Origin of the sequence: Streptomyces sp. NBC_01276, from assembly GCF_041435355.1 — a bacterium.
Taxonomy (GTDB): Bacteria; Actinomycetota; Actinomycetes; order Streptomycetales; family Streptomycetaceae; genus Streptomyces.
Map to the genome: position 1 here is coordinate 6,598,479 of NZ_CP108442.1, position 13,299 is coordinate 6,611,777.

Annotated in this window: 15 protein-coding genes and 1 pseudogene; 4 read left to right on the forward strand and 12 right to left on the reverse strand. The window is 70.5% G+C overall.

The window, feature by feature from the left end; all coding sequences use genetic code 11:
* Nucleotides 1-19 precede the first annotated feature (19 nt).
* The 4 genes from OG295_RS29820 (at nt 20) to OG295_RS29835 (ending at nt 2,242) form a co-directional block, all read left to right on the forward strand.
* A complete protein-coding gene (locus OG295_RS29820) occupies nt 20-298 on the forward strand; it encodes a hypothetical protein (RefSeq protein ID WP_371679706.1) in 279 nt (92 codons plus the stop codon).
* A gap of 25 nt (nt 299-323) precedes the next feature.
* Nucleotides 324-1,070 (forward strand): DUF317 domain-containing protein, encoded by a 747-nt coding sequence (locus OG295_RS29825; protein WP_371679707.1) that lies wholly within the window; start codon nt 324-326, stop codon nt 1,068-1,070.
* 99 nt (nt 1,071-1,169) lie between these two features.
* Complete coding sequence (locus tag OG295_RS29830; protein WP_371679708.1) at nt 1,170-1,772, forward strand: hypothetical protein; 603 nt, start codon at nt 1,170-1,172, stop codon at nt 1,770-1,772.
* 68 nt (nt 1,773-1,840) lie between these two features.
* The gene (locus OG295_RS29835; RefSeq protein ID WP_371679709.1) at nt 1,841-2,242 is read left to right on the forward strand and encodes a hypothetical protein; all 402 of its coding nucleotides are present in this window, start codon (nt 1,841-1,843) and stop codon (nt 2,240-2,242) included.
* A 689-nt stretch (nt 2,243-2,931) separates the two neighbouring features.
* On the opposite strand, the gene OG295_RS29840 is transcribed toward OG295_RS29835, so the two are convergent.
* From OG295_RS29840 to OG295_RS29895, 12 genes and pseudogenes are all read right to left on the reverse strand, one after another.
* A complete protein-coding gene (locus tag OG295_RS29840; protein WP_371679710.1) occupies nt 2,932-3,150 on the reverse strand; it encodes a hypothetical protein in 219 nt (72 codons plus the stop codon).
* 569 nt (nt 3,151-3,719) lie between these two features.
* Nucleotides 3,720-3,923, reverse strand: a complete 204-nt coding sequence (locus tag OG295_RS29845; RefSeq protein WP_202198438.1) for a hypothetical protein — start codon at nt 3,921-3,923, stop codon at nt 3,720-3,722.
* A gap of 177 nt (nt 3,924-4,100) precedes the next feature.
* Nucleotides 4,101-4,523, reverse strand: coding sequence for an STAS domain-containing protein (locus tag OG295_RS29850; RefSeq protein WP_371679711.1), 423 nt, complete (start codon nt 4,521-4,523; stop codon nt 4,101-4,103).
* Between the two features lie 217 nt (nt 4,524-4,740).
* Nucleotides 4,741-5,433, reverse strand: a complete 693-nt coding sequence (locus OG295_RS29855) for a hypothetical protein (protein ID WP_371679712.1) — start codon at nt 5,431-5,433, stop codon at nt 4,741-4,743.
* Nucleotides 5,434-5,518: 85 nt separating this feature from the next.
* A complete protein-coding gene (locus tag OG295_RS29860) occupies nt 5,519-5,941 on the reverse strand; it encodes a hypothetical protein (protein ID WP_371679714.1) in 423 nt (140 codons plus the stop codon).
* 80 nt (nt 5,942-6,021) lie between these two features.
* Entirely contained in the window at nt 6,022-7,758 is a 1,737-nt protein-coding gene (locus OG295_RS29865) for a relaxase/mobilization nuclease domain-containing protein (RefSeq protein ID WP_371679715.1), read from the reverse strand.
* On the reverse strand, nt 7,755-8,381 hold the full coding sequence (locus tag OG295_RS29870; RefSeq protein WP_371679716.1) for a hypothetical protein: 627 nt from the start codon (nt 8,379-8,381) through the stop codon (nt 7,755-7,757). The genes OG295_RS29865 and OG295_RS29870 overlap by 4 nt, the downstream gene beginning before the upstream one ends.
* A 149-nt stretch (nt 8,382-8,530) precedes the next feature.
* The gene (locus tag OG295_RS29875) at nt 8,531-8,722 is read right to left on the reverse strand and encodes a hypothetical protein (RefSeq protein WP_266445732.1); all 192 of its coding nucleotides are present in this window, start codon (nt 8,720-8,722) and stop codon (nt 8,531-8,533) included.
* Between the two features lie 1,033 nt (nt 8,723-9,755).
* A pseudogene (locus OG295_RS29880) lies at nt 9,756-10,200 on the reverse strand (DUF2637 domain-containing protein); the annotation flags it as partial.
* Complete coding sequence (locus OG295_RS29885) at nt 10,197-10,913, reverse strand: WhiB family transcriptional regulator (RefSeq protein ID WP_371681349.1); 717 nt, start codon at nt 10,911-10,913, stop codon at nt 10,197-10,199. The gene OG295_RS29885 and the pseudogene OG295_RS29880, both read right to left, overlap by 4 nt.
* A gap of 152 nt (nt 10,914-11,065) precedes the next feature.
* Nucleotides 11,066-11,824: an ATP-binding protein gene (locus tag OG295_RS29890; protein WP_267803811.1), complete on the reverse strand. Its 759-nt coding sequence runs from the start codon at nt 11,822-11,824 to the stop codon at nt 11,066-11,068.
* Nucleotides 11,821-12,897: a hypothetical protein gene (locus OG295_RS29895; RefSeq protein ID WP_267803812.1), complete on the reverse strand. Its 1,077-nt coding sequence runs from the start codon at nt 12,895-12,897 to the stop codon at nt 11,821-11,823. Before OG295_RS29895 ends, OG295_RS29890 begins: the two co-directional genes overlap by 4 nt.
* Nucleotides 12,898-13,299: the final 402 nt, after the last annotated feature.

Below are 13,299 nucleotides of genomic sequence, written 5' to 3' on the forward strand. Positions count from 1 at the left end.
GACGATTAAGGAGACCACCTTGGACCCGGAATACACCATCGGCGAGATCATCGACCGACTCTCCGCCTTCGACCGCGATGCCATCTTCCGGCTGGCCATCAACCCACTCTTCCCGATGGAGCACACGGCGGGCTCCATTGTCAGTACCGTGGACGCACAGGGGCGGACCGTCGTCTATCTCGCCGAACGCGGCGAGCAGCTCGGCCCTCTGCCCAAGTCTGTAGCCGTTGACCTGGCCTGGCACGAGCCGGTCGAAGCCCCGCCCCGCCGACGCCGAAGCGCCACCGGCAACCTGTAACGCGTTCCCCCGTTCCGTACTGCCTTTGGAGGCGCCCCTGAACCCCCGCTCTTCCCGCTACCCGTCCACCCCTGACCCCGGCCCGTCCTACTGGGTCACTCCCCGCCACCTCGCCGGCGATGACGGTGTCCTCGCTGACCGGATCTGCGACACGCTTGCCGAGGCGGGCTGGGCGAGCTGGACGACCGCGCGGAGCACGCTGCTCTTCCTGAGCCCGAGCGGCTTGTGCGGCGCTGAGTGGATCCGTACCGACAACGCCTTCCTGCTGGGCGGGCTGCCCGTGGCCTGGCAGATCTCCGCCCGCCCCGACCGCGACAGCGCTCTGGCCGAGTGGAACGCGTACTTCACCCCCGGTACCCCGCACGAGGCTGTCGCGGACTTTCTCCTTGCCGTCGAGGCCCGTACGGATCCCGCCGTCAACTACTGCGGCCCCGAGGCCGTCATGTCGGCGTTGACGGTACTGGGCTGGCCCCGCGACTTCGACCACCCGGAGACCACCGCCTGGGACGTGGGGATGTCCGCGGGCTTCACCTGGGGCCCGCTGCCGGCGGGGATCCAGGACGGGGACCCGCGCCCGGACCTTACGGGCTGGCAGGCGTGGGCCGAGCCGGTCCTCGGCGCCCCCTACCTGTGGTGTGCGACCTTCAGCGCCAGCACCCCTCACGACCTGGTCGCGAGCTTTGCCGCCTCGATCGCCTCACCTGACCCGGTGCGGCGCCGGGTCCTGCCGGAACTTGCCGCAGGACGTCTTACCTTCAGCCTCCCCGGCTGACCAACCGCCGGCCTGTACCGAACTGGGCTGCCGTACGTCCTTCTCCAGACTGGCGGCAGCCCTTCGGCATGTCCACTCCTCTGGCCGCCAGGAGGTTCTTTGCCCTACCCCTTGATCCGACTCTCCATCGGTCGCACCAACGGCGTCGCCCACTACGGCGTGATGCTCGGGAACGACGAGCCCTTGACGGCGTGCGCCACGCACTCGCGCGACCTCGCTCCGATCGACGACCGCACAGCCCACCAGACCTGCCAGACCTGTACGCGGGCTCTCCTGGTGCTGATGACCCCGCCCCACTCCGGCGAGCTTGAGGCGCTGCCCGCAGCCGGCGCGGGAAGGAGCGCAGCCGCCCACGGCCCGATCCCCGGCCACCTCCTCGGCTACTGCGGCAAGACCCTCGACTATCGCCGCGCCACCAGCAAGCGGCCCTGTGCCAACTGCGCCCACCTCACCCAGACCCTGGAAGCACTGCGCCGACGAGCGGGCGAACTTGCCCTGCCCGCGGCCGAGGCGTGCCACAGCGACGACAGCATGCTGTGGACGCCTCACGGTGCCGGACACCTCACCTTCGGACCAGGCCATGGCGCCCCAAGGCACCGCCCTCTTCGCCCGCCCACGAAGCTCTCGCGTCCGATGACCCGCTGGCGGCCACTTTTTAGACGTCCAGTCCATCTTGGCAGCACGAGGAGCCAAGCCGGTTAAGTGAAAGGGTGTTGCCTATCCGGCCGGAGCGGGGAGAGACTGCTTGCGAGCCGAGAGTAGGTGCGCCCGTGGCAGCAGCCGAACCGGAGCACGTCGCCTGGTTGTCCGAGAGGCAGCTGGCCCGAGCCTGGCCGACCATCCGGGCGCACTGTCTGGACGCCAGCGCGAATGCCAACGGAGTCCGCAGCGAACTCCATGTAGGGTATTCCACTTATGGCCCGAAAAGGTGGTGCACGTACCACCCCGCGGACGTCGCCCGGGTGGCCAGGGCGATCGCCGACGGCACCGCGGAGCTCCAGCCGGACTGGCGGAACGACACCCCTGAGGCCAAGCTGCTCGATCAGCGCGAGCGCAGGGAGAACCTGCCCGGTGCCATCGGGTGCGCCCTGCTCGTCGCCGTTCCGTTGGCAATCATCGTCGTTCTCCTGATCATCTTGTGGAACGGCTCCGGATCGTCTTCGCCCTCCTAGTGGCACTGACCCGCAAGAGCCCGTTCAGTCGAGATCCGCTTCACCGCCCTCCGCCGCAACCGTGCTGCGGTGAAGCCCGTCACCGATGCCCGCGTCCACCGCGACCGGCTCCTCGGCATCCAGCGCCCCTTCGCCGACGGCAATGCGACCGCACTGCCCGCCCCGCAACGCGAGGCGTAACGTGCCGCGGCGCCTGGGGAGATCGACAGAGCAGGTCTGGGCCACCCTGAGTACGGGGTAGTCCACTTCCAGGAGGCGTCGTCAGCCCGCCAGGCCCGGTTCCCACTCCGTCAGGAGAAGGGAACCGGGCCTGGCGCGTACCCCCGCGCACTGCCCCTCCCAGCGCTGGCCGCTCGCGGCCTTCGTGGCCCCCAGCAGGTCAGGCGATGTGGGCTTGCGGCCGTGGTGTTCACCCGTTTTGAGGGATCTCGTATGTCCCTCCCGTATCCGTACAGTCGAGCAGGGGCCGGGATGGGGACGGGAGCTTCGGGATGCAACGCGAGCGAGCCCGCAGCTGTTCAGCAGATGTGGCGACGCGTGACCGCTTCTCATGAGCTCGCAGCGGTCCGGGACCCGCGGGCCGGCAGCGATGACGCCCCCTGATGCCGGTCGCGGTACCGCGCCGCATGCCAAAGGCGCCCAGACTGGAGCCGGCCCAGCCGACGCGCTGGTGCCCGTTGCCTGTGTCGTCAGAGTGGTGACTCGGCCCAGGTCTCTGGTCCGCCGCCGCGCCATTCGACGAGTTCGGGGTCCGTCAGGTCGAGGTCCTCGGCGTCCAGCATCCCGGCAGCGGTGAGGAATACCGTGATGTCGGAAACCCGGTGGGCGACGCCGATGGGGGCGCCCTTCCAGCGCACGCGTCGAAGGTTGTTCTCGTCCGGAGGCTCTACGACCAGGCGCGGGAGCATGTCTCCCACCCTCGTACGAATGCCGAGAGCCGGCGCGCGGCAGCGGGCCGTGCGGGTGGCCGCTCTGCGGGGGCACCAGCCGTGCCCGCATCTCGCGGTTCTCACACCGGCTGGCCTGCGACTTACCCCCTGGTGGCTCCTGCGGTACGCGCTGATGCGCGGGTGCGGGCTGGCGATTGCCGGGGCTTTCCTTGGTTTCGCCCTGCGTGCCCGCGGCTGCTGGGACTATTCGATGGGTAAGTGTGCGCGTTGAACCGTGGTGAGAGATTGCCCGTGCCGGCACCGCAGGAGCAGACGATGGAACCGACGACACGATGCCGCCCTTCGGCGGACCTGTTCCCGTTGAAGGTCGTCTTCTGCGGTTCTTGCCGGGCCACTGCGGCCACTGGTGGAGCGCGGACTCTCAGTGCTGACGGGGCGTTCCTCTCGGTGACCTGGCACACCTCTGCCTGCCCGCACCACGCAGCTGATCTCATCCTTGCCGAGGACAACTGACGGCACGTCGAGTGCTGCTTCTTCTCGTGACCGTCGTGGTCGTCCCTGTCCCACCGCGCTGCTGAGGTTGGGTGTCAGGCGTGGTGGAACAGGACGCCGGTGTCCATCCGGTGCAGGCCACCGGGCGGCAGGCTCGGACGGCGGGGCACTTCACGGCCTTCGGCGAGCCACTGCCGCTCCAGTGCGTCGTAGACCGGCGTATCGGAGACCTTCCGGGGCGCCCACTCCAGCGGGGGGAAACCGGTCCAGTCTGGGGGTGAAACGGTTTTCTGCTCCATGTCTGCTTCCAACGAGGCTGCTCGGCCGATGTGGCGGCGCGTGACCATTCCGTCATGAGCTCGCAGCGGTGCAGAACCCGCGGTCGGCAGGCAGCGATGATGCCCCCGGCGCCGGGCGCGGTACTGCGCCGTTCGTTAGAGGGGGCGCAGGTCTGGGATTGCCGGATTCGCGGACCTTCACTCACCTGGTGCGGTGGAGACGATCGGCGTTTCGATATCGAAGTCCGCGAAGTGCCGAGCGCGCTGTGCGCGTTGCTCCATAAGCTGGCGGAAGCCCGGCAGCGCGTACCGCTCCACGGTGGCAGAACCCGGCCCTCGGATGCCGGCGACGTCTGCCATGAGCTGCTGGGGCTGGGGCTGCCAGCCGACGGCCAGGACGCGCAGGCCCAGGCACTCCGCGCGCCGGTGCATGTCCAGGAGATGGAGCAGGCCGGCGGAGTCCATGGATACCACGCCGTGCAGATCGACCATGAGGTCCCGCGTGTCGACGCCGACGCCGTCCAGCGCCTGCTGGAGCACCGCCCCCGCGTCCTCGTCGAGCTGCCCGCTGGCACTGACCAGGACGGAGCTGCCGCAGTGCTGGACGTCCGTGGTGATCATCCGTCCTCCTTCCCCCGGGGGCACCGAGGCCTGCGGGGCCACCATCCTGCCCCGGTGCTCACCGGCGTCAGTGTGAGGCGCGCTGACGTCCGGCCTCGCGCGTGGTGGAGGCCGGATCGGAGTTGGACCGAGAGGGGCTGAACCGTTGGGCGGGAGGGATGATATGCAGGGGCTCCGCCGCTCCTGGTGGAGTGGCGGGGCCGGGCACGCGGTGCGGTCAGCTTGCGGGGTGGGCCTTGGCGAGGGCCTTCTCCACGTGGGAGTCGACCAGGGCCGGTGATCCCGAGACGATCAGCAGGACGGCTCCGGTGCGGACGGCGGTCTGCTTGACGATGCTGTCCTGTCCGCCGGCGGTGAAGGTCAGCAGCTGGCTCCATGCCTGGTCGCCCAGGGCTGGGGCGGCGAGCTTCTGGGTGGTGATCTTGATGGGCTTGCTGCCGACTACCACCTGGTAGACGGCGCAGCCGGTCATCGCGTTGAAGATCCGCTTCGTACCGTCGGTCAGCTTCGGTGCGGTATCGCTGTAGAGCTCCTCGGAGATTTCGGAGCCGGTGTCGCCGCTGTAGAGGAAGGTGGCCTTCGCGTTGTTCGGGAAGTCCAGGCTCCCGCCGGCGGCGGCGTCACCGCCGAGCTGTTCCAGCGCCGGGCAGCCGATCACCGTCACGTCGTCGTGACGGGCGGCCTTCTCGGGCTTGCGGGTGTAGTCCTGGCCGAGATCGGCCTCGGCGAGGAGCCGTCCGGCGAGCACGGAAGAGGACAGGGGAGTGCTGGACGCCGAGGGGCCGGCCTTGGGCTGCCCCGACAGCTCCCCGAAGGGCGAGGTGGAACCTGCGGCGGTGGTGCCGGAGCACCCGGATATGGCGAAGGAAGCGGCGACGGTCAAGCCGGTGGCGATGGTGCGCATGCGCATGTGAACCCCTGGGGTGGTCGATCGGGTCTGACGGCCGGGCCCCCACGGGGCTCTCCTCCGGCGTTGTGGGTGGCAGGGGTTGTGGTTAGTGGCCGAGGAAGCGCAGGCATTCCTCGTACGAGGCGTGCTGTGCGGTGATGGGCCCGCTGATCGTGTTGAACCAGGCCGCATCCAGCCGAGGCTCGACCTGCTGGTGGCCGGCCGGGCAGCGCAGCCACACCCCGTCGTTGGTGCTCGCGACGATCCACTTCCGGTACGCGCCGCACTCGCTGCAGGCGCGGACCTCGCCGTCGAGGACGAGCGGACTGTCATGGGCCATCAGCATCCCGGCCAGCTCCTCGCGCGTCGGCAGGCGCAGGTCGGGCGGCAGGAAGTCGTCCACGACCGGCACGGATCCCGGCGCCTGGTGGTCCGGTTCCAGCGGTGGTTCGACGTGTGCCGCACTCCACGCTTCCCACCGCTGCTGGGCTTCGAGCCGTTCTCGTCGTTCGCGATTGCGTCCGAACATGAGGTCCCCCCTCGTCCTTGTCCTGCCGGGCACCATAGATCGTGCACCATGCCCCTGTCGTCGTTCCACTCTGAAATCTCTCAATGTCCACGGGCCCGGTTACGGCTGTCCTGGCGGGTGTCTGCGGGGCCATTCGTGTGCGAACGCGACGGCCGTTCGGTGGTATTGCCGTGGAGGGGCATCGCGGACGCGTCGGCGGGGAGCCCGGCCAGACGGCGCAGCCGCCACACGAGGACATCGCTGACCGAAGAGGCGGTGTCCAACTCCCTTCGCCCAGTGGCCTGCACGAGGAGGTCGGCCGGATCGTGGCCGGCCGCTTCGGCGTCGGCGAGCGTGGCAGCGAGCGCAGGCCACCCGGCCTCGGCCAGGACCTGTTCGGCAAGCTCCGGCACCGCTTCGCGCAGGACGGTGGCATGCCGCCGCTGGAGCGCGGGGGGCAGGAGGCGGCCCCGCTGGTGCAGTACGGCCATGGGGTGGCCGGATGCGGCCTGGTAGGCGGCGCGCAGGTGTTCGGCGGCCTGGAGGGCAGCAGCGGCCTGCTGGGCGTGTTCCTTCCTGCCGTGCCATGCCGCGGCGGCGGTGACGAGGAAGAACGCCATGTCGATCAGCATCGCGGTGCTCGCCCCGTCCTCCCCACGGCCGAGTGCCGGCCCGCCGTGGACGAGGTCACGGGCGGCCTGGCGCAGGGCGCGGTCGTGCCCCCGTGCGGCCCGGACGTGGGAGCGTGACGCCCGCTCGAACGCGGAGGCCGCCTCGCCCAGTTGCTTGCGGGTGTGCGCGGCGGAGGTCTTGGCGAGCGCGTCCAGGACCTCGCCCGCCGCCGCGATGTGGGCGGAGATCACGCCGTCGTCGCCGTCGTCGAGAACCAGCACCGCCTGCCACGCGGCGGTCGTTGCGGCCCGCCGCGCGGAAGCAGGCCCGGGCACCGAGCGCAGCGGAGCATCCGCGGTGACGCCCTCGCCGTCCTGCCCGGCCGCCACGGTGGCCGCCCAGCGCTCGCGGATGCGGGGCAGAGACAGGTCCGGGGCGAGCCGCGCACCGGGATAGAACACCGGATCACCGTCCTTGTTGCGGTCATCGGGCAGCGCGACCTTGTACCCGAGGAGATCACCGGATGGTGCGATTCGCTTGTGGACGAGCAGGCCGGCGGCGGCCAGGCGGTCGAAGAACTCCCCCTCGCCCTGGGTGCCGGCGACCGCACGGCGCACGGTCTCGCGCAGTTCTTCCCGGGCGGTGCGCTCGCGGCCCTGGCGCTCGGCCTTGTGGCGTTCGGCGCTGGTGGGGCGCTGGGCGGCGGTGCCGTCCCCGGGCGCGACCTGGTGCAGGCCGAGTTCCTTCTCGATGAGGCGGCACTCGGCCTGGGCCCGCTTGCCGGAGCGGAAGTCGTCGGGGCGGCTGCCGTCCTCGCATACGAGGGTGGCGATGATGTGGATGTGGTCGTCCGCGTGCCGTACGGCGGCCCAGCGGCAGGCGGGCTCGCCGCCGCCGGGGTCGATGCCGGTGGCGGCCACGACCCGTCGGGCGATCTCGCCCCACTCCTCGTCGGACAGGATCCGGTCGCCCGCAGTGGCGCGCACGGAGGTGTGCCACACGTGCTTGGCGGGTCGGGCGTGCTCCGGGAGGGCATCGACGGGCTGGTCGAGGAGCTGCTGGAGGTCCTTCAAGGTGGTCTTCGGATCCCGGCCGGGGTCGGGGGACATGCCGTCGAAGGACGCGACGAGGTGCGGGTCGGCGTGCTCCTCGTGCTTGCCCGGCCCGTACAGGTAGGCGAGGAGGCCCATGGTTCGCGATCCGGGGTCGTTGACGCTGGGGATCACGACGTGCGCTGCGCGATCAGGTGGGTGGCGGCTTCGTGCACGGTCTCGGCGGCCCGCTGGACGGCGGAGAGCGCCGTGTCGAGCTGCGGGACGTCAGCACCGGAGTTCAAGGCCTTGGAGACCTGGTTCAGGTTGCTGCCGGCCCAGCCGAGCCTGCGCCGGCTCTCGAATAGGGCGGTGATCACTTCGCGCTCGTCGGCTATCTCGGCGCTGGTTCGGTCGAGGTCACGGGCGGCGGCAAGAGCGGCGCGGGCGAGGAAACCGGCGACGGACAGGCGACACTGTGCGGCGGCGGACTTGATGAGCGCGAACTCTTCTTCGTTGAAGCGGGTATTGGGCTGGTGCAGGCGCTTCTTCTCACGCGGCTGTCGCGGGCGCTGTCGGGCTCGGTCGGCGCGGTCGCGGCGGCTACGACGCTCGGACGGCTTCTCCTCCTGCCCTGGCTTCGATCCGCCCCCGGTCGAAGCCCGACGGACCTGCGCCCCCTGGTGCAGGTCCGCTCCCGCCCCCTCGGGGGCGGGTTTGACGGAAGCTACGCTTCCGTCCCAACTTGCTCGCCACGAGAGCGAGTTGTGGTCCGGCTGATCTGTGTCAGTGGTTGCGCTGTTCGACGGGTTTGTCATCGGGTCCGGGTCCTCGTGGAGCTGGTTCGGTCGGGGGTGCGGCAGGGGCGTTCGGGAGTTTGCTGCCCGGACGGCAGGGTGGCCCGGCAGAAGTCCAGGCCACCCTGTGGAGCGCCTCAGACGGCGATCCGTCTACCGTTATGGGTTGGTTATCCGCATTCGGGGCAGTGCGCGTAGTGCCGTGTGAGGGCTTCGGCCATGCGCTGCTTGGTGCCGAGGGCGGTTCGGGCGCTGGTCTTCGCCGGAGCGGTGCCCGGGTGGCGGGCAGCGTGGTTGCCGAGGTAGTGGATGTCCCGCTCGAAGTCGGCACGGATGCGGGTGAAGCGGGGGCACGTCTTCATCGGGGGCTCCTCGTCTTGGTGTTGTCGTCGCGCAGTCGGGCGAGGACTGGGGTGAGGCGGTCGTTGCGGATGGGGATCTGCTGGGCCCGCATGATCGCCCGCAGCTGCACGCGGGTGACCGACTCGTTGCCGTCCCGTTCGAGTGCGCTCCGCACGTGGGGACGCAGCCGGTCGACGATCTCGTCCTCGGTGAGGCGGGACCGGGATCGCGGTCCCGGTCCCTTGCGGGACCGCTCGGTTACGCGGTTCCCCGTCCCCCGCTTCGCTTTGGGGACCGGTCCCCGGCGCGGCTTCGCCGGCGGGTCCTCAGGGTCGGCGTTACCCCGGTCCCCATCACGGTCCCCGGCGTCTTCCTGGTCCCCATCCGGCGTGAGGTGGGGACGGGGACCGTCCGTCTCGGTCCCGGGGACCGTCCCCTGGCGGTCCCCGGTCCCCGGGACCGAGGACGTGCGGTCGTGTCGGGGACGGTCCCTGCTGACGCCGTTGTTCCGCACCGTTGCGGGCGTGTGGCCCATCCGGTCCCCGCTGGTGGCCTTGATGTTGGGGACCGCGCGGGGCTCGTTGCCGGTCCCCGCCGGGGCGCCGGTCCCGCCACGGTCCCCATGCTGGGGACCGCCGGTCCCGCCGGGACCGTCCCCATGTCCGGGACCGTCGGTCCCCTTGGGACGGTCCCCTTGTGGGACGGGGACCGCGTGGGGACCGGCGTTCTGCGAGGGGACCGTGTGTGGCCGGTCCCCGTTGTGGCGGTCCCCGGTCCCCAGGCTGGAGACGGTCCCCGATGCCTCCGCCGTATCGAGGCCGGTGGGGACCGGCGGGTCGGGGACCGTGTGGGGACCGTTCCTCTGCTCGGGGACCGTGCCCGTCCGGTCCCCACCAGAACGTTCCTCCGCACGATGGTGCCCACCGGCGGGGACCGCCGTCCCGTTGCCATCCCCTGACTGCGCGGAAGGCTGGTCCCCAATGGTCGTCCGGAAGGTCATGGCGCCTTCGGGGACGGTCTCCGTGGGGAGTGGAGCCCGGTCGTCGGCTGTGGCGACGTGCTGGTGAATCTGGCGCATCAGCACCCCGAAGGCCAACAAGGCTGCGGTGGGCGGGACGGCGGCGACGACGTAGTCCAGCACGGGGACCGGGTCGGGGCCGGTCCCGCTGACGCCGGCGACGTTGAGTGCGATGGAGCCGATCGATCCGATGGCGGTGAGGGACACGGCCCACCAGTCGGTGACCTTCCGCAGTCCCGCTCGCAGCATCAGCAGTTCTCCGATGACGATGAAGGCGTCCAAGGTGCCTGGCCAGGCCCACTGCCGCTCGGGCGACTTGGCCAGGCCGTGCTGCCCGGCGACCTCGGCCAGGTGTGCGTAGGACAGCCAGAACGCGGCGGCGGTCAGGGCCGCGATGACGGCGCCGGCGGCGGCGAGGGTGAACCGCTCCGCGGACTCGGTGCTCCTCGTGGGCCTGGGGCCCGTGCCGGGGGTGGTCATACGGCTTCCCGGAGGTTGTTGATCAGAGCCTGTGTCTGCACGTGACGAGCCACCGGCCTCGACTTTCGCGCTACGACCTTGCCCCGCCTGTCCTTACGGGGAACGCTCCGGTCGCGCTCGGGACCGTCACCGTCGTGGGCCTGGCCGGAGGGCGGGGGCTGCTGTCCGGCCAGGGCGGCCTGCCGGGCGGTCTCGACCGGATTCGGGTCCGAGGCGAGGTTGTGGTTGTCGCGGTTCTCGATGGCGCGGGCCTCCACCCGGAGCAGGTCACGGGCCCACTCGACCCCGATCTGGAGGGTGTGAGCCAGGCGGTTCGGGCTCCAGCCCTGGGCGCTCGCGTAGCGGGTGAGGGTCTTGCGTTCGAGTCGGCTCAGCTGGACGTCCCGACCTTCGATTACCGCCTTCACCCGGCTGTAGTCCAGTCGGTTCTCCACCTGGTCATGCCAGGTCCCCCGCTCAGCCTCGGTCAGGCCACCCCAGACGCCCTCCTTGATCTCGTTGTCCAGGGCGTAGTTGAAGCATTCGCGGCGGACCGGGCACCAGCTGCAGATCTCCTTCGCCTCCGCGATGGCGTAGTCGTCGTTGGGTGTGTGGAAGAACAACTCGTCCGCGGTGGCGGGGTCGACTCCGTTGCAGGCGGCTCGGGCGTGCCAGCTGATATCGGCGACCCCGTGGAGGTCGGTGGGAGGGGTGTTGGTGGTGATGTAGCGCATGGGGATGTTCTCCGGGTACGCCTCATGGGCCGGCGGGCGGGCAGCGCGGCACACCAGCGGCGAAGCGGTGTGGGTGCGGCTCGGCGGCGAGGCAGGGCAGGGGGAGCGGCTACGGGGCCGCACCGAAGGGGAGAGGGAGGAGAAGGGGCCGGTCAGGCGCGCTGGAAGCGGCGGTCCGGGCCGTCGAACTCGACCGGGGTGCACATCCCGGACAGTCGGGAGAGGATCCGGTCGCCCACCTTGTCGCGCAGCACCGGCTGGCGTGAGTCCATGTGCTCGGTGCGGATCGGTGCCAGATTGGTGGTGACCAGCGTCGGGAGGTGGTGCTCACCGCGCCAGGCGAGCAGCCGGAAGGTGATCTCCTCGTTCCACTCGCTGGACTTGCCGGCGCCGAGGTCGTCCAGGAGCAGCAGCGGCACCCGGGCGATATCGCGCAGCAGCCACTCGACGTCTACCCCGGTGCGCTGGCGCATCTGTCCGAAGAGGTCGACGGCCTTGATGGCGTGCCAGCGGACCGCGCACCCGGCGGCGGTGAGCGAGCGGATCGCCCCGTACGCCTGGCGGGTCTTGCCTGCTCCGGTGTTGCCCCACAGCAGGAGCGAGGGTCCGCGGGCGATCACCCGGCGCCCGCCACTGCCCCAGTGGGGGTTGTGGTCATCGGTGTGCGGCGCGGTAGCCGCGTCGGCGATGGTCCGCACCCAGGTCATGACCGCCGGGTGGTCGGCGAACGCGTCCCGGTAGTCGTACGGGATGCGCCGCTGGGCTGCCTCCAGGGCCGGGATTGGCTCCGGAGTGTCCGCGAGGACCGGGGCGGCCGGGTTGATGCCGCGGGCGGCGAGGCGGGCGGCGAGGCGGGCTTGCAGGCGGTCGGAGACGGCGGGCTGCGGGTCGGCGAGACGGGCGCGGGTCACAGGCTTCCTCCGAACGTGGTGGGCGCGGGCGCCGGGTTGAAGTAGGGCGTGTAGGCGGATCCAGTGCTGGCCCATGGCCCCGCGCCGGAGGCGGAGGACGGCGTCGAGCCCGCGTGCTGAGGTGAGGCGTTGACGACCTGGTTCACCAGGCTGGGCAGGACGCTCGGATGCAGGCCCTTGTTCCGCAGCAGGTCCATGGCGGCGCGGATGTCGCTGGGCGCGAAGTCCTCGTCGAGGAGCATCTTGATCTTCCGGCCCAGCAGCCCGCGCGTGTCGCTCGGCGGCTTCTGCCTGCAGCCCTTCACGTACTCGGCCACCAGGTCCTTCGCGGACACCTTCTCCGAGACGCCGCCAGACGCTGGCGCCTGGCGCCCCGTAGGTACTGATCCAGGATCCAAGATCCTAGATCCAGACGACGAGCCCTCGCGTATTCGTGTCGAGCCCTCATCGAGTGCCTTCTGACCTGCGGTTTCTCCCGGCAGGTCGGAAAGTGGTTCCTGGGGGGCCTTCGGAGCGGATCGCGGGGCGGTACCGAAGCCGACGGGTGCGGGGTCCGGCTGCGCCGCAGGCGCAGAATCGGGCGAAACCGGCTGATCGAGTACTCGACGAGTATTCGTCGAATCCTGCGAGGCGCTGCCGGCAAGCCCGGCTGCCGTGGTCGGCGCCGACGCCTTGGCGGGGGAGGCGGGGCAGGCCGCGCTACCGCACTCGCTGCACGGGCGCTCGGCCTGGTGCGCGGGGCACCGAGGCATGCGCGACGCGGAGGGTCGGTCGATCTTCTGGTGCTTGTCCCACTTCACGACGTGCAAGTAGTCCTTGTCGTCGCACCCGGTGTATCGGCAGATGATGCCGACGGCGGCCAGCTGGTCGAGGTCCCTGGCCACATGGGCGGGGGTGTGCTCGATACGCAGCGGCCACACCTGTCCGGCGATGATCGCCGGGTGTGCAAGGAACCGCCCGCTGTCATCGGCCTGCGTGAGCAGTCCCTGGAAGGTCACCATCGCGGTGACGTCGCACGCAGCGAGGTCCTCCGACCAGAACATCTCCGGCTTGATCGTGCGGATGCGGGCCATCAGGCGACACCCCCCTGATCGCGGGTTGCGGGGTCGGCCGTATGCTCCGGTCTTTTGCGCGGGGCGGTCGCCATGCGACACTCTCCTCTGGTGTGACCCGCCGTACCGGTGTGCCCGTGAGAAGGTCCGGTTCGGCGATGTTGGGTGGCTGTCCGCTCATTCGTGGGCGGTTGTGCTGCCAGAAGCGTCCGGCGTCTGAGAGTTCCCGCTCTCGGGCGCCGTCGCTGTTTCCTGGCTCAGCCAGTCCGTAAGGTCCATCCGCTGCGCACCCAGCCCCCCTCCGAGTCCTCCGCCGGGCCTGGTGACCGGCGGGCGACGACGAACATACGTAGAACCTGCCGGAATACCTAGACTTCGCTCTAGAACTCCTCACAGGTCACGACATGCATCCTGATCAGCGCC